This window comes from Micromonospora sp. ZG13, assembly GCF_059359355.1.
In genome coordinates, this window is the sequence record NZ_JCADBQ010000002.1 from 376,804 (window position 1) to 395,133 (window position 18,330).

The following is an 18,330-nucleotide window of genomic DNA, read 5'->3' on the forward strand; positions in this document are numbered from 1 at the left end:
GCCTCAGCGCTGACCGGGCTCGGTGTCACCGGGCTCGGGAACCGACCCGGCAGCCTCGGCCGCCGGCTGCTCCGGGCCGGGCCCGGCGGTCTCCGCCGGGGCCACCGGCTCGACGGCACCCGTCGGCGGGACCGGTGCGGCCGACGCGATCGGCTCGCTCGCGACGGCCGACGGGTCCACCGACGCCGCCTCGGCCGACTCGGCGACGGGCAGCGGCACGGCCTCCACCGCACCCGCCACGCCGGCGGCCGGCGCGGGCACCTCGACGACCCCGGCGCCCCCGAAGAGGCGCGGCAGCGTCTCGCTGTGCGCCGCCCGCAGCTCGTCCAGGCCGATCCGGAACTGGCCGTGCACCTCGAGCGCCCCGCCGGTCGGGTCGGTGACGCCGATCAGCTCGAACGGCACGCCCCGCTCGGCGCAGAGGGCGGTGAACGCCTTCTCGTGCCCGCGCGGCACCGACACCAGGACCCGGCCGGCGGACTCGCTGAACAGGTAGACGAACGGCATCGAGCCGCCGTCGAACCGCTCCGGCACCGCGATCCGGGCGCCGACGCCGCGCCGCAGGCAGGACTCCACCAGGCTCTGCGCGAGACCGCCGTCGGAGAGGTCGTGCGCCGAGCTGAGGTGCCCGACCCGCGCGGCCTCCGCCAGCAGTTCGGCAAGGAGCCGCTCGCGGGCCAGGTCGACCTGCGGGGGTACGCCGCCGAGGTGCTCGTGGGTGACCCAGGCCCACTCCGAGCCGGAGAGTTCCACGTGCGTCTCGCCGAGCAGGAAGAGCTGGTCGTGGTCGCCGCCCGGGCGGGCCACGAAGCCCATCGGCACGCGGTCGGCCACGTCGTCGAGCACGCCGAGCACACCGACCACCGGGGTCGGGTGGATCGGCGCCGCGCCCGTCTGGTTGTAGAAGCTGACGTTGCCGCCGGTGACCGGGATGCCCAGCTCGGCGCAGCCGTCCGCCAGGCCACGGACGGCCTCGGCGAACTGCCACATCACGCCGGGGTCCTCCGGCGAGCCGAAGTTGAGGCAGTTGGTGACGGCGATCGGCTTCGCGCCGGTGACGGCCACGTTCCGGTACGCCTCCGCCAGCGCGAGCTTCGTGCCGTTGTAGGGGTCGAGCCGCGCGTACCGGCCGTTGCCGTCCACCGACAGCGCCACGCCGAGGCCGGTCCGCTCGTCGATCCGGATCACGCCGGAGTCCTCCGGCTGGGCGAGCACGGTGTTGCCCAGCACGTAGCGGTCGTACTGCTCGGTGACCCAGGTCTTGTCGGCCAGGTTGGGCGACGCGATCATCCGCAGCACGGTCTCGCGCAGCGCCTCCGGGTCGGCCGGCCGGGGCAGCGTCTCGGCGCGGTCGGCCTGGAGCAGGATCAGGTCGGCCGGCTCGCGCATCGGGCGGGCGTAGACCGGACCGTCGTCGACGAGCGAGCCCGGCGGCACGTCCACCACGAGCTGGTCGCGCCAGGTGATCAGCAGCCGGCCCGGCTGGCCGTCCGGCGCCGGCGGGGTGACCTCGCCGATCGCCGTGGCCCAGACGCCCCACTTCTCGGCGGTCTTGAGCACCGCGTCGAGCTTCTCCGGCTCGACGACCAGCAGCATCCGCTCCTGCGACTCGCTGGCCAGGATCTCGTGCGGCTCCATCGAGGGCTCGCGCAGCGGCACGCGCTCCAGCCACACCCGCATGCCGGTGCCGGCCGCCGCGGCGGTCTCGGTCAGGGCGCAGGTCAGGCCGGCGCCGCCGAGGTCCTGGATGCCGACGACCAGCCGGGCGTCGTAGAGCTCCAGGCAGGCCTCGATGAGGAGCTTCTCCATGAACGGGTCGCCGACCTGCACGGACGGGCGGCGCTGCTCGCTGCCCTCGTCGAAGCTGGCGCTGGCCAGCACCGACACGCCACCGATGCCGTCCCGGCCTGTCCGCGCGCCCATCAGCACGACGACGTTGCCCGGGCCGGCGGCGGCCTTGTTCTGGAGCCGGTCGACCGGCAGTACGCCGAGGCAGAGCGCGTTGACCAGCGGGTTGCCCTGGTAGCAGGGGTCGAAGACGACCTCGCCGCCGATGTTCGGCAGGCCCAGGCAGTTGCCGTAGCCGCCCACGCCGGCGACGACGCCGGGCAGCACCCGGGCGGTGTCGGGGTGGTCGGCGGCGCCGAAGCGCAGCGGGTCCATCACCGCGACCGGGCGGGCGCCCATGGCGAGGATGTCCCGCACGATGCCGCCGACGCCGGTGGCCGCGCCCTGGTAGGGCTCGACGAAGCTCGGGTGGTTGTGCGACTCGACCTTGAAGGTCACCGCCAGCTCGTCGGAGACCTGCACCACGCCGGCGTTCTCGCCGATGCCGGCGAGCAGCCGGTCGCTGGGCGGGGCCTTCTCGCCGAACTGGCGCAGGTGCACCTTGCTCGACTTGTAGGAGCAGTGCTCGCTCCACATGATCGAGTACATCGCCAGCTCGGCCTGGGTGGGCCGCCGGTCGAGGATCTGCCGGATCCGCTCGTACTCGTCGTCGCGGAGCCCCAGCTCGGCGTACGGCTGGAGCTCACCGGGGGTGTCCCCGGCGCGCGGCACGGTGTCCAGGCCGTCGGCCCAGTCGGCGGTCGCCGGCCCGGGACGCCCGGCCGGCGGCACGACGGCGGCCGGACGCGGCTCCACCGGCTGCGCCGGCGCGGCCGGGAAGGCCTCCGGGTTATCCCGTACCTCGTCCGGATGGGTGGTCATGACGTCTCCTCGCTGCGCTCGCGTCCGCCCGACGGGCGGGTGAGCCGACCGATGATGCCGCGCACGGTCACGCCGGCGCCCCCACCAGGTGCTTGAGCACCGAGGTGAAGAAGCCGAGGCCGTCCAGGGAGGGGCCCGTGAGCGCCTCCACCGCGTGCTCGGGATGCGGCATGATGCCGACCACGTTGCCGGCGGGATTCGTGATCGCGGCGATGTCGCGCTGCGACCCGTTGGGGTTGCCGCCGACGTAGCGGGCGACGACCCGGCCCTCGGCTTCGAGCTGGTCCAGCGTCGCGGTGTCGGCGACGTAGCAGCCCTCGCCGTTCTTGACCGGGATCAGCACCTCCTGGCCGGGCTGGAACGCGTTGGTCCACGCGGTGCCGGTCGACTCGATGCGCAGGACCTGGTCGCGGTTGCGGAAGTGCAGGTGCTGGTTGCGGGTGAGCGCCCCGGGCAGCAGGTGCGCCTCGCAGAGGATCTGGAAGCCGTTGCAGATGCCGAGCACGGGCAAGCCGCCCCGGGCCGCGTCCACGATCGTCTGCATGACCGGCGCGAACCGGGCGATGGCGCCGCAGCGCAGGTAGTCGCCGTAGGAGAAGCCACCGGGCAGGACGACGGCGTCGACCCCGTGCAGCTGCGGGTCACCGTGCCAGAGGCGGACCGGCTCGGCGCCCGCGATCCGGACGGCCCGGGCGGCGTCCCCGTCGTCGAGCGAGCCGGGGAAGGTGACCACACCGACCCGGGCGGTCACGAGCGGGCGTCCACGGTCTCGTCGGCCTCGACCACGCGGACCGTGAAGTCCTCGATGACCGGGTTGGCGAGCAACTTGTCGGCGATCTCCCGGGCGCGGTCCAGGTCCGGTTCACCGGTGAATTCGATCTCGATCCGCCTGCCGATCCGAACCGAGGCGACGTCGCTGACGCCGAGCCGGGGCAGCGCGTTTGCGACGGCCTGGCCCTGGGGATCGAGGATCTCGGGCTTGAGCATGACGTCGACGACGACGCGAGGCACTGGGCACTCCTGACTGTGTACGCAGTTGGGTGCCGACCCACAACGGGCGAGCGCAGCCAGCCTACCTGGCAGATACCGCCCCGGACGCACCGGCCGGACGCGGTTCAGGCAGTGATCGACATTCCCGGCGTGGGGCCGGGAGACCGATACGGGTTCGTTGCGATCCCGATGCGTATCCGTTGCCGACCGGCCCGTTTCGCCCCGCTCCGTCGGGACGTCGGACTGCCGCCCGATCGCCCGGCCCGCCATATCACCTCATCCATCATTTCCGATGGATCCCTTGTGAACGACATCTCAGGGGCCCTACCGTACATCGTCGTACGTCGATCGGACGTGCCCGACCGTCGGGCCACCCCCGCCCGCCGGCCGTCAGCTCGACCCGGTGAACCCGGGCCCCGTCCCCGAAGGAGCCCCCATGCGCATCCGATCCATGATCGCGGTGCTGGCCACCGCAGCGGCCGGCCTGCTCGGCGCCAGCTCCGGCGCCCTCGCCGCACCCGTCAGCCCGTACATCATCGGCGGTGGCACCGTCTCGTCGGCCCCGTGGGCCGCCGCCGTGTTCAGCAACGGCTCGTTCACCTGCTCCGGCACGATCATCGCGCCGCAGTGGGTGCTCACCGCCCGGCACTGCGTGAGCGGCACGATGTCCGTCCGGGTCGGCAGCGTCTACCGCTCCTCCGGCGGCCAGACCCGCACCGTCAGCGCCAGCTACAGCCGCTACGACCTGGCCCTGCTGCGCCTGTCCAGCTCGGTGAGCACCTCGTACGTCACGCTGGCCAACAGCAACCCGCCGATCAACTCCACCAACTCGATCTACGGCTGGGGCATGACCTGCTACAGCGGCTGCTCGGCCTCCACCCAGCTCAAGACCGCGTCGGTCCGGGTGACCAGCAACAGCGCCACCGACGCGTACGGCGGGCAGGCGATCCGGAGCACCCGGATCAACGGCAACGCCTGGCGGGGCGACTCGGGCGGCCCGCAGTTCTACAACGGCGCGCAGGTCGGCGTCGCCTCCACCGCCGACGGGCAGAGCATCCAGAACTACGGCAGCGTCGCGTACAACCGGGCCTGGATCTCCCAGACGGCCGGTGTCTGACGGTTAGCGCCACGCTAGGCGCGGATGGCCGGCAGCGCGCCGGCCGTCCGCGCCGCGCCGTTTTGCAGCATCCGATCAGGTGAACAAGGCCGACGATCGGGCGCCCGCCGCCCTGACAGCATCAGAAGCGTGCTGGTCGTGACGACGGAGCAACTGCCCGGGTACGAGATCCGCCAGATCCTCGGCGAAGTGGTGTCATCGATGGCCAGGACGCGGAACCCGTACCGCGAGGGGGTCAAGAACCTGCGCGGTGGCGCGTACGACCCGATGGCCCCGGACAACCTCACCAGGTGGCGTACGGACTCGGTGGCCCGGCTCGGCGAGGAGGCCCGCCGCCTCGGCGCGAACGCCGTGGTGGGGATGCGCTTCGACAGCCGCGACTGCGGCGAGATGTGGATGGAGATCTGCGCGTACGGCACGGCGGTGGTCGTGGCGCCCAAGATGCCCGACGTCATGCCGCCCGACCAGCCGCTGGTCGCAGCGGAGACCGCGCACGACCCGGCCTTCGCCGAGTCCCCGGGCGGCATCGCCGAACCGGCGAGCGCCCCCAACCTCCGCACCGCGGCGGAAACCCCCACCCGCGACGCCTGACCCATCCACCCCGCCCGGCGCCCGCCCCGACCCTGGGGGAGTGGTCAGAGGATGGGGGGTGGGGTGTAGGTAGCGGCGGCGGGGTGGGCTTCCGTCACGGCGGCGATGCGGCGGGCGACCGCCTCGACCTGGGCCGGGGCGGCACCTACGAAGGCGGAACGGTCGGCGACCAGCGCGTCGATCTCGGCGCGGGTCAGGCCCAGGCGGCCGTCCGCCGCCAGGCGGTCGAAGAGGTCGTTCTCGGCGGCGCCCTTCTCGCGCATGCCCAGTGCCACCGCGACCGCGTGCTCCTTGATCACCTCGTGGGCGACCTCACGGCCGACGCCGCGCCGGACCGCCGCCACCAGGATCTTCGTGGTGGCCAGGAACGGCAGGAAGCGCTCCAGCTCCCGGTTGACCACCGCCGGGTACGCGCCGAACTCGTCCAGCACGGTGAGGAAGGTCTGGAACAGCCCGTCGGCGGCGAAGAACGCGTCCGGCAGGGCGACCCGGCGGACCACCGAGCAGGAGACGTCCCCCTCGTTCCACTGGTCGCCGGCCAGTTCGCCGACCATCGACAGGTAGCCGCGGATGATCACGGCGAAGCCGTTGACGCGCTCGCTGGAGCGGGTGTTCATCTTGTGCGGCATCGCGCTGGAACCCACCTGGCCCGGCCTGAAGCCCTCGGTGGCCAACTCCTGGCCGACCATCAGCCGGATCGTGGTCGCCAGCGACGACGGGGCGGCGGCGATCTGGGCCAGCGCGGAGAGCACCGCCAGGTCGATCGAGCGCGGGTAGACCTGCCCGACGCTGTCGAGGACCCGGCTGAAGCCGAGGTGCCCCGCCACCCGGCGCTCCAGCTCCGCCACCCGCTCGGCGTCGCCGTCGAAGAGGTCGAGCTGGTCGGCGGCGGTGCCGACCGGGCCTTTGATACCGCGCAGCGGATACCAGTTGATCAGATCGTCCAGCCGCTCGTACGCGATGAGCAGCTCCTCCGCGGCCGACGCGAAGCGCTTGCCCAGCGTGGTGGCCTGCGCCGCGACGTTGTGCGAGCGGCCGGTCATGACCAGGTCGGAGTGCTCGACGGCGAGGCGGGCGAGCCGGGCGAGGGTGGCGACCACGCGGTCGCGGATCAGCTCCAGCGAGCGGCGCACCTGGAGCTGCTCGACGTTCTCGGTGAGGTCCCGGGAGGTCATCCCCTTGTGCACGTGCTCGTGCCCGGCGAGCGCGCTGAACTCCTCGATCCGGGCCTTCACGTCGTGCCGGGTGACCCGCTCCCGCTCGGCGATCGAGGCCAGGTCGACCTGGTCGAGCACCCCCTCGTACGCCTCGACCACGCCGTCGGGCACGGGGACGCCGAGGTCCCTCTGGGCCCGGAGCACGGCAAGCCAGAGCCGCCGCTCCATCCGGATCTTCTCCTCGGGCGACCAGAGGGCGACCAGCTCGGGTGAGGCGTACCGGTTGGCGAGCACATTCGGGATCGTCACGTACCTCAGTCTTTCACGTCGTCCGGGACGGCCCGGACGAGGACGTCCGCCCGACCGCAGGTGGTTGGGAGAGCGGCTTCGCACGGTATTCACCTGGGTGGGCATGCCGGACCGGATCTACGAGCGGGCGGCCGAGATCCAGGACCAGCTCACCGCCCGGGGCACCCACCGCTCGGCCGGTGCTGTCGACCTGCTGATCGCGGCGACGGCCGAACACCAGGGGCTGCACTACGACCGTGACTTCGACCAGATCTCCGAGGTGACCGGCCAGCCCATGCGATGGCTCGCGCCGGCCGGCACGATCAAGTAGCTCGCCCGCGCCGGCGTCAGCGTTCGAGGATGGCGGTCACGCCCTGGCCGCCAGCGGCGCAGATGGAGATCAGGCCCCGGCCGCCGCCCTTCTCCGCCAGCAGCTTCGCCAGGGTCGCCACGATCCGGCCACCGGTGGCCGCGAACGGGTGCCCGGCGGCCAGCGACGAGCCGTTGACGTTCAGCTTCTCCCGGTCGATCGCGCCGAGCGGGGCGTCCAGCCCCAGCCGGTCCTTGCAGAACTCCGGGGACTCCCAGGCGGCCAGGGTGGCCAGCACCTGCGAGGCGAACGCCTCGTGGATCTCGTAGTAGTCGAAGTCCTGAAGCGTCAGCCCGGCCCGCTCCAGCAGTCGGGGCACCGCGTAGGCGGGAGCCATCAGCAGCCCCTCGTCGCCGTGCACGAAGTCGACGGCGGCGGCCTGCGACCAGGAGAACCACGCCAGCACGGGCAGGTTGTGCTCGCGGGCCCACTCCTCGCTGGCCAGCAGCACCGTCGAGGCGCCGTCGGTCAGCGGCGACGAGTTGCCGGCCGTCATGGTCGCCGCCTCGGCGTCGGGTCCCTTCGCGCCGAAGACCGGCTTCAGCGCGCCGAGCCGCTCCAGGCTGGTGTCGGGACGCAGGTTCTGGTCCCTGGTCAGCCCGAGGTAGGGGGTGAGCAGGTCGTCGAAGAACCCCCGGTCGTACGCGGCGGCGAGCCGCTGGTGCGAGCGCAGCGCCAGCTCGTCCTGGGCCTGCCGGTCGACCTGCCAGCGCAGCGCCGTGCGGGCGGCGTGCTCCCCCATCGACAGCCCGGTACGCGGCTCCGCGTTGCGCGGGATCTCCGGCTTGAACGGCTGGGTGGGGCGCAGCCTGGCGGCGATCTTCAGCCGCTCGCCGAGGGTGCGGGCGCTGTTGAGCCGGAGCAGGGTGCGGCGCATCTCCTCGTTGACCGCGAGCGGCGCGTCGGAGGTGGTGTCCACGCCACCGGCGATGCCGACCTCGATCTGCCCGAGGGCGATCTTGTTGGCGACCAGGATGGCCGCCTCCAGCCCGGTGCCGCAGGCCTGCTGGATGTCGTACGCGGGGGTGTGCGGGTCGAGCTTCGAGCCGAGCACGACCTCGCGGGTCAGGTTGAAGTCCTTCGCGTGCTTGAGCACCGCGCCGGCCACCACCTCGCCGACCCGCTGGCCGGCCAGGCCGAACCGGGCGACGAGCCCGTCCAGCGCGGCGCCCAGCATGTCGGCGTTCGACGCGCTGGCGTACCGCGAATTGGACCGCGCGAAGGGGATGCGGTTGCCGCCGATGACCGCGACCCGCCGGATGCTCTGCACGATCCCGCCTCCTCGAAAGACTTGCCCTTACCTTACTCGCCAGTAGGCTACGCCTATGACCGACAGGTACGCGAGCTTCGTCCGATCGGGGGCCGGCCGCACGCTGGTCAAGCGCCTCGGGCTGCCCGACCCGCCGCGACTGCGCCGACACACCCCCGGCGACCCCATCGTGCCCGGCCCCGTCCTGCTGGGCGCCGCGACCGGCGGCCGGCTCGCCGAGCAGGCCGGCAAGGTCCTGACCACCGCCGGGGTCGAGCTGCGCGATCCCGGCGCCGCGGAGTCCACCGAGCGCTTCGCCGCCCTGGTGTACGACGCCACCGGCATCACCGACTCCGCCGAACTGCGCCAGCTGTACGACTTCTTCCACCCGCGCGCCCGCTCGGTGCTGCCCAGCGGCCGGGTCGTCGTGCTCGGCACCCCGCCCGACGAGTGCGGCTCGCCCCGGGAGGCGACCGCCCAGCGGGCCCTGGAGGGGCTGACCCGCAGCATCGGCAAGGAGTTCGGCCGGGGCGTCACCGCCCAGCTCGTGTACGTGACGAAGGACCCGGACGCCGGCACCTGGACCAGCGTGGAGGCGACCCTGCGGTTCCTGCTCTCCGGCCGCTCCGTGTACGTCTCGGGGCAGGTCGTGCGGGTCGGCGCCGGCACGGCCGTCGCCCCGGCCGACTGGGACCGCCCGCTGGACGGGCAGGTCGTGCTGGTCACCGGGGCGGCCCGGGGCATCGGCGCGGCGCTGGCCCGGGTGCTGGCCCGCGACGGGGCCCGGGTCGTGGCGCTGGACATTCCGGCGGCCGGGGACGAGCTGGCGGCGGTCACCAACGAGATCGGCGGCACCGCCGTCCAGCTCGACCTGACCGCCCCCGACGCCCCGCAGCGGCTCGCCGAGCACCTGGCCGAGCGGCACGGGCGGGTCGACGTGGTCGTGCACAACGCCGGGATCACCCGCGACAAGACCCTCGGCCGGATGGACGCCGACCGGTGGGACTCGGTGCTCGACGTCAACCTCTCCAGCCAGGAGCGGATCAACGACGTGCTGCTGGAGCGGGAGCTGATCCCGGCCGGCGGCCGGATCGTCTCGGTCTCCTCGATCGCCGGCATCGCCGGCAACCGGGGCCAGACCAACTACGCCACCAGCAAGGCGGGCGTGATCGGGCTCGTCGAGTCGCTCGCCCCGGCGCTGCGCGAACGGCAGATCAGCGTCAACGCGGTCGCCCCCGGTTTCATCGAGACCCGGCTGACGGCGCGCATCCCGCTGGTGCTGCGCGAGGCGGGCCGGCGGATGAACAGCATGTCCCAGGGCGGGCTGCCGGTGGACGTCGCCGAGACCATCGGCTGGCTGGCGTGGCCGGCCTCCGGCGCGGTCAGCGGCAACGTCGTCCGGGTCTGCGGCCAGAGTCTGCTGGGGGCGTGATGGCGAGGCGAGAACAGCCGGCGCCGGACCCGGACGACCTGTCGGTGCACGAGCTGATCGACGGCCCGACCGAGATCCTGTCGCAGGACACCCTGGACGCGATCCGCGGGCCGGAAGCGTCCGGCCACGACCTGAGCCTCGAACAGACGCACGACCTCTCCGCCTCCGCCGTCGAGGCGACGCAGGACCTCTCGGGCGGGGGTCCGGCCGGGACGGGTGCCCGGGAGCGCGTCGAGCTGCCCCGGATGCCGGCGGCCGGGGCGCTCTACCGGCGGGCGCTGCTCGGCGCGCTGCCCGGCCTCGGCGGTGGGCGGCGCTCGGCGGGCGTCCCGGCGGTCGAGCTGGCCGTCGGCGGGATCGCCGTCGACCGGACGCACCTCGCCGACTACGACCGGGTCTGCGGGTTCCGGCTCACCGACCGGCTGCCCGCCACGTTCCCGCACGTCATGGGCTTTCCGCTGGCGCTGCGGCTGATGACCGCGCCGGAGTTCCCCATCCCGCTGAACGGTGTGGTGCACGTCGGCAACCGGATCACCGTGCACCGCCCGGTCACCGCCGACGAGACCCTCGACTTCCGCGCGTACGCCGAGAACCTGCGCCCGCACGACCGGGGGCGGCAGGTCGACGTGGTGCTCGTCGGCTCGGTCGGCGCGGAGGAGGTCTGGCGGGGCGTCTCGACGTACCTCGGCAGGGAGGGCAAGCGGGGCGGCGGCGGGCGGCGCGACCAGCCCGGGCGGCCCACGACGCCGGCCGGCTCGGCGCGCTGGCGGGTCGAACCCCGCGTCGGTACGGACTACGCGCGGGTCTCCGGCGACCACAACCCGATCCACACCTCGCGCCTCGGCGCGCGGCTGTTCGGTTTCCCCCGGCCGATCGCGCACGGGATGTGGAGCAAGGCGCGCTGCCTGGCCGCGCTGGAGAACCGGCTGCCGGACGCCTACACGGTCGAGGTGGCCTTCAAGCTGCCGGTGCCGCTGCCGAGCACGGTGAGCTTCGGGCTGCTGCCGGAGGGCGGGTTCGCCCTGCACGACTCGCGCGGCCGGCCGCACCTGGCGGGCCTCGTGCGCTGAGCCACCCCCGGCCGGAGCTGGGCCGCCCCCCGCCGAGGTTGACGCGCCCCTGACGAAGCTGACGCGCTCCTGCCGGATCCGCTCCCGGGCTTGGCAGGGGCGCCTCCGTGCGCTAGGTTGTTCTCACATCGAGATTTTCTCAGGATGAGAGAGACATGGTTGACGAGCAGGACTTCCTGGCCGCGTACGACCCCCGGGCCTATCCGTCGGTCGCCGTGACCGTCGACGTGGTGGCGCTGACCATCCGGGACGGCGCGCTGCACCTGCTGCTGATCCGGCGCGGCCAGCCCCCCTTCGAGGGCCACTGGGCGCTGCCCGGCGGATTCGTCCGCCCCGACGAGGACCTCGCCGCCGGCGCCCGACGGGAGCTGGCCGAGGAGACCGGGCTCGGCGGCGAGGGGCTGCGCCGCGTACACCTGGAGCAGTTGGGCAGCTACGGCGCCCCCGACCGCGACCCGCGGATGCGCGTCGTCTCCGTCGCCCACCTCGCGTTCGCCCCCGACCTGCCGGACCCGGCCGCCGGCACCGACGCCGACGAGGCGATCTGGCTGCCGGTGACCGCGCTGACCAGCCGGCAGCTCGCCTTCGACCACGGCCGGATCATCGACGACGCGCTGGAGCGGGCCCGGTCCAAGCTGGAATACACCCCGCTCGCCACGCGCTTCCTCGCCGGCGAGTTCACCGTCAGCGAGCTGCGTGCCGTCTACGAGACGGTCTGGGGCCACCCGCTGCACGCCGGCAACTTCCACCGCAAGGTGCTCTCGGTGCCGGGCTTCGTCGAGAGCACGGGCACCAGCACCGAACGCGGCGGCGCCCGCGGCGGCCCCCGCGCCAAGCTCTACCGGGCCGGCGACGCCCGGCTGCTGCACCCGGCGCTGCTGCGCCCCGCCCGCGAGGAGACGGTGCGATGAGGACCGCGGAAGCCGTCCGCCTGGTCACGGCGGCCCGCACCGACGCCGACCTGTTCGGCACGGACCAGCCGGCCCGCCGCTACCGCGAGCTGGTCGCGGCCCTGCACCCCGACCGCCTGCCGGCCGACCCGGCGGTACGCGCCGAGGCCACCGACGCGTTCATCCGGGTCACCACCCGCTGGCGGGCCCGGCAGGTCACCGTGCTCGGCGACTACCGCCTCGGCACGCCGGTCCACTCGGGCGACCTGGCCGACCTCTACGACGTCGACGCCGACCGGCTGCTCAAGCTGCCCCGGCGCCCCACCGACAACGACCTGATGGCCCGCGAGGCGCACGCCCTGCGCACCATCGCCGAGCGCGGCGACCCGCGCTACCTGCCGTACGTGCCCCGGCTGGTGGACTCGTTCCGGCACTCCGACGCCGCCACCGGCGCCGAACGGCGGATCAACGTGCTCGCCACCGCCCCCGGCCTGCACGACCTCGACGAGGTGCGGCGCGCGTACCCGGACGGGGTCGACGCCCGCGACGTGGCCTGGATGTGGCGAAGGCTGCTGGTGGCGCTCGGCCTGGCCCACCGGGCGGGCGTCGTGCACGGCGCGGTCCTGCCGCCGCACGTGCTGATCGAGCCGGACGGGCACGGCGTGGTGCTGGTCGACTGGTGCTTCTCCGCGCCCGTCGGCAGCACCGTCCCCGCGCTGGTGCCCGGCTACGACGCGCGGTGGTACCCCGACGAGGTCCCCCGGAAGCGACCCTGCGGGCCGGGCACCGACATCGCGATGGCGAGCCTCTGCATGAGCTGGCTGATGGGGCCACGTGCGCCCCGCGAGCTGGACGCCTTCGCGCGGGGCTGCCGCCAGCGGGCGCTGGGCGCCCGGCCCGACGACGCGTGGCTCCTGCTGCGCGAACTGGACGAGGTGCTGGAGCGGCTCTACGGGCCGCGCACCTTCCGACCCTTCACCCTCACCCCGTAAGGAGCTGTCATGGGCAGTGGAATGTGGTCCACCGACGTGTACGACGCCGCCGACCGCTACCGCCGGAAGACCGGCAAGAGCGCGTTCTCCTACAGCGACAGCGGGGCGCGCAAGGTGCACCCCGCCCTCGACCCCCGCGACGCGATGCGCGAGAGCCGCGACTCCGCCGAGCACCCCCGGTCGACGCCCATCGCGGTGCTCTTCGACGTCACCGGCTCGATGCGCAACGTGCCGCGCGTCCTGCAGACCAAGCTGCCGCAGCTGCTCGGGCTGCTGCAACGGCAGGGCTACGCCAGCGACCCGCAGATCATGTTCGGCGCGATCGGCGACGCCACCTGCGACCGGGTGCCCTTGCAGGTCGGCCAGTTCGAGTCGGACAACCGGATGGACGACGACCTGGGCCGGATCGTGCTGGAGGGCGGCGGCGGCGGGCAGATGACCGAGTCGTACGAGCTGGCCATGTACTTCATGGCCCGGCACACCGTGACCGACTCCTGGGAGAAGCGCGGCCGGCGCGGCTACCTGTTCATCATCGGCGACGAGCTGGCGTACCCGCAGGTGAAGCCCCGGGAGGTGGCCCGCGTCATCGGCGGCGACCTGCGCGAGGACGTGCCGCTGCGGCAGATCGTCGACGAGGTGACCCGCCGCTGGGACACCTACTACCTGCTCCCCGCCGGCAGCCACTACTCCGGCAACGCCAAGGTGCTCGACTCGTGGCGGGACCTGCTCGGGCAGAACGCCGTCGTGCTGGACGACCTCGACGCGGTCTGCGAGACGATCGCGCTCACGGTCGGGCTCGGCGAGCAGGCCATCGACCTGGACGAGGGCCTGCGCGACCTCGACCGGGCCGGCTCCGGCGCCACCGGCACCGTCTCGAAGGCGCTGGCCCGCCTGCGCGGAGGGCGGCGCGCCGAGGTGTCGACGCTGCCCGCGTTCCGCGACACCGGCGGCGAGGTGACCCGGCTGTGAACCACGTGACGACGGTCGCCCTCAGCTCCGGCGGCGGCTGCGGCTCCGGAGGGGAGGCCCGGTGAGCAGGCACGTGGCGGTGGTCGACCTCGGCTTCGGCGACGCCGGCAAGGGCACGGTCGTGGACTGGCTCTGCGCCACCCGGCCCGTGCACACGGTGGTCCGCTTCAACGGGGGCGCGCAGGCGGCGCACAACGTCGTGCTGCGCGACGGTCGGCACCACACGTTCGCGCAGTTCGGCGCCGGCACGTTCCACCCCGGCGTCCGTACGCACCTGTCGCGGCACGTGGTGGTGGACCCGCTCGCGCTGGCCGCCGAGGCCGACCACCTCGCCTCGGTCGGGGTGCCCGACGCGCTCGACCGGTTGACCGTCGACGGGGAGGCGCTGCTCGCCACCCCGTACCACCGGGCCGCCAACCGGGCCCGGGAGATCGCCCGGGGAGCCGACCGGCACGGCTCCTGCGGGCTCGGGGTGGGCGAGGCCGTCGCGTACGGTCTCGCCCACCCCGACGAGGCGCCCCGGGTGGCCGACTGCGCCGACCCGGGGCGGCTGCGCCGCCGGCTGACCGCCCTGCGGGACCGGCTGACCGCTGAACTCGGCCCGCTGGACGCGCCGCCCGTCGCCGACTGCCTGCCCGCGTTCACCGGCTTCGCCGCGCGGGTCGCGATCGTCGACCGGAGCTGGCTGGCCGGGGCGCTGCGCGCCGGCACCTGCGTCTTCGAGGGCGCGCAGGGGGTGCTGCTCGACGAGTGGCACGGCTTCCACCCGTACACGACGTGGAGCACCACCACCTTCGCCAACGTCGACGGCCTGCTCGCCGAGGCGGGCCAGGCCGGTACGGCCACCCGGATCGGGGTGCTGCGCGTGGTCACCACCCGGCACGGCCCCGGCCCACTGGTTACCGAGGACCCGGCCCTGCCGCTGACCGACCCGCGCAACCCGACCAACCCGTGGCAGGGGCGGTTCCGGTTCGGCCACTTCGACGCGGTCGCCCACCGGTACGCCCTCGCCGCCGCCGGCGGGGTTGACGGCCTGGCGCTGACCCACCTCGACCTCGCCGGACCCACGCTGCGGATCTGCCGCCGCTACGACACCACCGACCGGCTCGCCCCGGGCCCGCCCGGCGACCTGGACCGGCAGGCCGCGCTCACCGCCCGCCTGCTGCGCTCCCGCCCCGTGTACGACGACGCCCCGCCGCCCGACTGGACGGCGGCGGTGCGGGAGGAGCTGAGAGCGCCCGTGGTGCTGGCCTCGCGGGGCCCCACCGCCGACGACAAGACCCCGCACGGCCCGCTGCTCGCCCCGCGATCCCTCCCGTCGGTCAGAACGCCGGCCGAGGCGTCGGCGTGACGCCGGGCCCCGCTGGAGGTCGATGCGGGTGATCCGGCGACTCGGCCACCGGGCGGGGCGCGCACGGCGAGCATGGGAGGCATGGAGTCCGTGCTCGACCTGCTCCGGCAGCTGGTCACCTCACCGTGGGTGTACCTGCTGATCTTCGGGCTCACCGCGGTCGACGCGTTCTTCCCCGCCGTACCCGGCGAGGCGGCCGTGATCACCGCCGCCGTGCTCGCCACCGGCGGCAACCCCGACCTGGTGGTGGTGATCGTCGCCGCCGCGCTGGGGGCCCTCGCCGGCGACCACGTGTCGTACGCCATCGGTCGCGGCGGCGGCGCGAACCGGCTCGCCCGTTTCCCGGCCGACAGCCGGCGCCGGGCCAGCTCGGAGTGGGCCCGGCGGGCGGTGCACCGGCGCGGCGGGCTGATCCTGACCACCGCCCGGTACGTCCCCGGTGGCCGGACGGCGGTGACCCTCACCATGGGCGCGGTCCGCTACCCGCTCCGGTCGTTCCTGCTCTTCGACGCCGTCGCGGCGGTGAGCTGGGCGCTCTACTGCGCCCTGCTCGGCTACTTCGGCGGGCTGGCCTTCGAGCGCGACCCGATCAAGGGCATCCTCGCCGGCGTGGGCCTGTCGCTGGCGATCACCCTCCTGCTGGAGTCGTTCCGCTGGCTACGCCGCCGCAGGCGCCGCTGAACCGGGCGACGGGTCAGGAGGGGGTGGCCCGTGGGTGCCAGGTGGCGCCACGGAGGAGTTGGCCGGCGCCCAGCCAGGCGACGTTCATCATCCGGGTCGCGGTCTTCTCCGGGTCGGCGTCGGGGTGGTCGGCGAGCCAGTCCGCCAGCGACTCGGTCGCCCCCACGAGGGCGTACGCGACGACCTCCAGGTCGGTCTCGCCCACCTCGCGGCCCTCGGCGCGCAGCGCGTGGTCGAGCATCCCGGCGACCACGTCGACCAGCCGGGCCCGCATGCCGGCCAGTTCGCCGGCGAAGGGCTGCTCGCCCCGGGCCTGCCGGTAGAGCACCGCCCACCCGTCGCGGTGCGCCCCGACGAAGCCGAAGAACGCGCGCAGCCCCCGCCAGAGTCGCTCGTCGGCCGGCAGTTCGGGGGCGGCCGCCCCGGCGATGGCCTGCATCATCCGGGTGCCCTCCCGGTGCAGGCAGGCGACGAAGAGTTCTTCCTTCGTGCCGAGGTACGCGTAGACCATGGGCTTGGAGATGCCGGCGTCCTCGGCGATCTCGTCCATGCTGGCCGCGTGGAAACCCCTGCGTGAGAACACTTTCACGGCCGCGTCGAGCATCTGCTGCTCGCGTACGGCGCGGGGTAGGCGCTTGAAGGTGGGTGGGGTGGACACCTTGCGAGCATACCTACTCGCCCGTAAGGTTACGCACGAGTAGCCAACACCCGGAAGGTGCAGCCCCATGACTGACTTCGACCCGGCCAACTTCGCGAACGTCGGCCCCAAGGAGTTCGCCCAGCTGGTCAAGTCCACCCCGGACGACAAGATCGCCGAGGTGATGTCCGGCGACCTGCGCGGCAAGATCCTCGGTGAGGTCTTCGGCCGGATGCCGCAGCTCTTCCGCGCCGACCGGGCCGGCTCGACCAACGCGGTCATCCACTGGAACATCACCGGCCGCCCCGACGGTGGCACCGACACCTACGAGGTGGTCATCGCCGACGGCGCGTGCACCGTCAACGAGACCCCGCAGCACGACCCGAAGCTCAGCCTCACGATGGGCCCGGTCGAGTTCCTGAAGATCGTCTCCGGTGGCGCGAACCCCGTCATGATGTTCATGACCGGCAAGCTCAAGGCCAAGGGCGACCTGGGCCTGGCCGCCAACATCGCCAACCTGTTCGACATCCCCAAGGCCTGACATGGCCGAGTTCTCGCTCGACCTGAACGAGGAACAGCGGGATCTGCGCGACTGGGTGCACGGCTTCGCCGCCGAGGTCGTGCGCCCGGCCGCGGCCGAGTGGGACGCCCGGGAGGAGACCCCCTGGCCGATCATCCAGGAGGCGGCGAAGGTCGGCCTGTACGGCTTCGAGTTCCTCGCCACCTGCTGGGCCGACCCCACCGGCCTCTCCCTCCCGATCGCCAGCGAGGAACTCTTCTGGGGTGACGCCGGCATCGGCCTGGGCATCTTCGGCACCTCCCTCGCGGTGGCCGCCATCTACGGCGCCGGCACGCCCGACCAGATGGTCGAGTGGGTGCCGCAGTGCTTCGGCACCGTCGACGAGCCGGCCGTCGCCGCGTTCTGCACCACCGAGCCCGAGGCCGGCTCCGACGTCGGCGCGATGCGCACCCGGGCGGTCTACGACGAGGCCACCGACGAGTGGGTGCTGCGCGGGCAGAAGGCGTACGCCACCAACGGCGGGATCGCCGGGGTGCACGTGGTCACCGCCTCGGTCGACCCGACGCTCGGCTCCCGCGGGCAGGCGGCGTTCGTCGTACCGCCGGACACCGCCGGCCTCACCGCGACCCGCAAGCTGCGCAAGCTGGGCCTGCGCGCGTCGCACACCGCCGACGTCTTCCTCGACGACGTACGCGTGCCGGGGCGCTGCCTGCTCGGCGGCCGGGACGCCCTGCTCGAACGGCTCGACCGGGCCCGCTCCGGCAAGCGCGCCTCGGGCCAGGCCGCGATGCGTACGTTCGAACTCTCCCGGCCCACCGTCGGCGCGCAGGCGCTGGGCGTGGCCCGGGCCGCCTACGAGTACGCCCTGGACTACGCGAAGGAGCGGGTCCAGTTCGGCCGCCCGATCATCGAGAACCAGGCGGTCGCGTTCGCGCTCGCCGACATGAAGATGGAGATCGACGCGGCCCGGCTGCTGGTCTGGCGCGCCTCCTGGATGGGCCGCAACAACCGGCCCTTCACGGCCGGCGAGGGCTCGATGTCCAAGCTGAAGGCCGGCGAGGTGGCCGTCTCCGTCACCGACAAGGCCGTACAGCTGCTCGGCGGGGCCGGCTTCCTGCGGGACCACCCGGTCGAGCGCTGGTACCGCGACGCCAAGATCTACACCATCTTCGAGGGCACCTCCGAGATCCAGCGGCTCGTCATCTCCCGGGCCATCTCCGGCGTCCAGATCCGCTGACCGGCCGCCGGCGCGCTGCCGTACCGGACACGTGCCGGTCCGGGCGGCCGCCGCACCCGTACCACCGCGCACCTGATCTC

Annotated in this window: 18 protein-coding genes; 12 read left to right on the forward strand and 6 right to left on the reverse strand. The window is 73.6% G+C overall.

Annotated features, from left to right (window positions below; translation table 11 throughout):
* Positions 1 to 3 precede the first annotated feature (3 nt).
* The 3 genes from purL to purS form a co-directional block, all read right to left on the reverse strand.
* Positions 4 to 2,709: a phosphoribosylformylglycinamidine synthase subunit PurL gene (gene purL, locus AC5L34_RS05625; protein ID WP_441173738.1), complete on the reverse strand. Its 2,706-nt coding sequence runs from the start codon at positions 2,707 to 2,709 to the stop codon at positions 4 to 6.
* Between the two features lie 67 nt (positions 2,710 to 2,776).
* A complete protein-coding gene (gene purQ / locus AC5L34_RS05630) occupies positions 2,777 to 3,460 on the reverse strand; it encodes a phosphoribosylformylglycinamidine synthase subunit PurQ (RefSeq protein WP_363624149.1) in 684 nt (227 codons plus the stop codon).
* On the reverse strand, positions 3,457 to 3,720 hold the full coding sequence (gene purS / locus AC5L34_RS05635; RefSeq protein ID WP_089002625.1) for a phosphoribosylformylglycinamidine synthase subunit PurS: 264 nt from the start codon (positions 3,718 to 3,720) through the stop codon (positions 3,457 to 3,459). The genes purQ and purS overlap by 4 nt, the downstream gene beginning before the upstream one ends.
* A gap of 415 nt (positions 3,721 to 4,135) precedes the next feature.
* Here purS and AC5L34_RS05640 point away from each other — a divergent pair, with 415 nt between their 5' ends.
* Positions 4,136 to 4,816 carry a S1 family peptidase gene (locus tag AC5L34_RS05640; RefSeq protein WP_441173739.1) on the forward strand — a complete coding sequence of 227 codons (681 nt, stop codon included), beginning with the start codon at positions 4,136 to 4,138 and terminating at the stop codon, positions 4,814 to 4,816.
* A gap of 24 nt (positions 4,817 to 4,840) precedes the next feature.
* A complete protein-coding gene (locus tag AC5L34_RS05645; RefSeq protein WP_494823981.1) occupies positions 4,841 to 5,407 on the forward strand; it encodes a YbjQ family protein in 567 nt (188 codons plus the stop codon).
* A 44-nt stretch (positions 5,408 to 5,451) separates the two neighbouring features.
* Here AC5L34_RS05645 and purB read toward each other — a convergent pair whose 3' ends face one another.
* Positions 5,452 to 6,873 (reverse strand): adenylosuccinate lyase, encoded by a 1,422-nt coding sequence (gene purB / locus AC5L34_RS05650; protein ID WP_441173741.1) that lies wholly within the window; start codon positions 6,871 to 6,873, stop codon positions 5,452 to 5,454.
* Between the two features lie 103 nt (positions 6,874 to 6,976).
* Between purB and AC5L34_RS05655 the strand changes: the two genes are divergently transcribed.
* Positions 6,977 to 7,183 carry a PIN domain-containing protein gene (locus tag AC5L34_RS05655; RefSeq protein ID WP_494823983.1) on the forward strand — a complete coding sequence of 69 codons (207 nt, stop codon included), beginning with the start codon at positions 6,977 to 6,979 and terminating at the stop codon, positions 7,181 to 7,183.
* 16 nt (positions 7,184 to 7,199) lie between these two features.
* Here AC5L34_RS05655 and AC5L34_RS05660 read toward each other — a convergent pair whose 3' ends face one another.
* Positions 7,200 to 8,492 carry an acetyl-CoA C-acetyltransferase gene (locus tag AC5L34_RS05660; RefSeq protein WP_441173744.1) on the reverse strand — a complete coding sequence of 431 codons (1,293 nt, stop codon included), beginning with the start codon at positions 8,490 to 8,492 and terminating at the stop codon, positions 7,200 to 7,202.
* 55 nt (positions 8,493 to 8,547) lie between these two features.
* Here AC5L34_RS05660 and AC5L34_RS05665 point away from each other — a divergent pair, with 55 nt between their 5' ends.
* From AC5L34_RS05665 to AC5L34_RS05695, 7 genes are all read left to right on the forward strand, one after another.
* A complete protein-coding gene (locus AC5L34_RS05665) occupies positions 8,548 to 9,903 on the forward strand; it encodes a 3-oxoacyl-ACP reductase (protein ID WP_494823985.1) in 1,356 nt (451 codons plus the stop codon).
* Positions 9,904 to 10,148: 245 nt separating this feature from the next.
* Positions 10,149 to 10,973: a MaoC/PaaZ C-terminal domain-containing protein gene (locus AC5L34_RS05670; RefSeq protein ID WP_494824202.1), complete on the forward strand. Its 825-nt coding sequence runs from the start codon at positions 10,149 to 10,151 to the stop codon at positions 10,971 to 10,973.
* 155 nt (positions 10,974 to 11,128) lie between these two features.
* Complete coding sequence (locus AC5L34_RS05675) at positions 11,129 to 11,884, forward strand: NUDIX hydrolase (RefSeq protein ID WP_494823987.1); 756 nt, start codon at positions 11,129 to 11,131, stop codon at positions 11,882 to 11,884.
* A complete protein-coding gene (locus AC5L34_RS05680) occupies positions 11,881 to 12,855 on the forward strand; it encodes a protein kinase family protein (RefSeq protein WP_441173747.1) in 975 nt (324 codons plus the stop codon). The genes AC5L34_RS05675 and AC5L34_RS05680 overlap by 4 nt, the downstream gene beginning before the upstream one ends.
* A gap of 9 nt (positions 12,856 to 12,864) precedes the next feature.
* Positions 12,865 to 13,824, forward strand: a complete 960-nt coding sequence (locus AC5L34_RS05685) for a hypothetical protein (protein WP_494823988.1) — start codon at positions 12,865 to 12,867, stop codon at positions 13,822 to 13,824.
* Positions 13,825 to 13,885: 61 nt separating this feature from the next.
* A complete protein-coding gene (locus AC5L34_RS05690; protein ID WP_494823990.1) occupies positions 13,886 to 15,175 on the forward strand; it encodes an adenylosuccinate synthetase in 1,290 nt (429 codons plus the stop codon).
* Positions 15,176 to 15,256: 81 nt separating this feature from the next.
* On the forward strand, positions 15,257 to 15,856 hold the full coding sequence (locus AC5L34_RS05695; protein ID WP_494823991.1) for a DedA family protein: 600 nt from the start codon (positions 15,257 to 15,259) through the stop codon (positions 15,854 to 15,856).
* A gap of 13 nt (positions 15,857 to 15,869) precedes the next feature.
* Here the strand turns inward: AC5L34_RS05695 and AC5L34_RS05700 are convergent, their stop codons facing one another.
* Positions 15,870 to 16,514: a TetR/AcrR family transcriptional regulator gene (locus AC5L34_RS05700; RefSeq protein WP_357717140.1), complete on the reverse strand. Its 645-nt coding sequence runs from the start codon at positions 16,512 to 16,514 to the stop codon at positions 15,870 to 15,872.
* A 67-nt stretch (positions 16,515 to 16,581) separates the two neighbouring features.
* Between AC5L34_RS05700 and AC5L34_RS05705 the strand changes: the two genes are divergently transcribed.
* Both AC5L34_RS05705 and AC5L34_RS05710 read left to right on the forward strand, forming a co-directional pair.
* Entirely contained in the window at positions 16,582 to 17,034 is a 453-nt protein-coding gene (locus AC5L34_RS05705) for an SCP2 sterol-binding domain-containing protein (RefSeq protein WP_089002639.1), read from the forward strand.
* Between the two features lies 1 nt (position 17,035).
* Positions 17,036 to 18,250 (forward strand): acyl-CoA dehydrogenase family protein, encoded by a 1,215-nt coding sequence (locus AC5L34_RS05710; protein ID WP_494823993.1) that lies wholly within the window; start codon positions 17,036 to 17,038, stop codon positions 18,248 to 18,250.
* Positions 18,251 to 18,330 lie beyond the last annotated feature (80 nt).

Bases quoted from the DNA above. Each gene is read 5' to 3' on its own strand.
- purL (WP_441173738.1), bottom strand. From the start codon at position 2,709: ATGACCACCCATCCGGACGAGGTACGGGATAACCCGGAGGCCTTCCCG.
- AC5L34_RS05640 (WP_441173739.1), top strand. From the start codon at position 4,136: ATGCGCATCCGATCCATGATCGCGGTGCTGGCCACCGCAGCGGCCGGC.
- AC5L34_RS05645 (WP_494823981.1), top strand. From the start codon at position 4,841: ATGGCCGGCAGCGCGCCGGCCGTCCGCGCCGCGCCGTTTTGCAGCATC.
- AC5L34_RS05655 (WP_494823983.1), top strand. From the start codon at position 6,977: ATGCCGGACCGGATCTACGAGCGGGCGGCCGAGATCCAGGACCAGCTC.
- AC5L34_RS05665 (WP_494823985.1), top strand. From the start codon at position 8,548: ATGACCGACAGGTACGCGAGCTTCGTCCGATCGGGGGCCGGCCGCACG.
- AC5L34_RS05670 (WP_494824202.1), top strand. From the start codon at position 10,149: ATGCCGGCGGCCGGGGCGCTCTACCGGCGGGCGCTGCTCGGCGCGCTG.
- AC5L34_RS05675 (WP_494823987.1), top strand. From the start codon at position 11,129: ATGGTTGACGAGCAGGACTTCCTGGCCGCGTACGACCCCCGGGCCTAT.
- AC5L34_RS05680 (WP_441173747.1), top strand. From the start codon at position 11,881: ATGAGGACCGCGGAAGCCGTCCGCCTGGTCACGGCGGCCCGCACCGAC.
- AC5L34_RS05685 (WP_494823988.1), top strand. From the start codon at position 12,865: ATGGGCAGTGGAATGTGGTCCACCGACGTGTACGACGCCGCCGACCGC.
- AC5L34_RS05695 (WP_494823991.1), top strand. From the start codon at position 15,257: ATGGAGTCCGTGCTCGACCTGCTCCGGCAGCTGGTCACCTCACCGTGG.
- AC5L34_RS05705 (WP_089002639.1), top strand. From the start codon at position 16,582: ATGACTGACTTCGACCCGGCCAACTTCGCGAACGTCGGCCCCAAGGAG.
- AC5L34_RS05710 (WP_494823993.1), top strand. From the start codon at position 17,036: ATGGCCGAGTTCTCGCTCGACCTGAACGAGGAACAGCGGGATCTGCGC.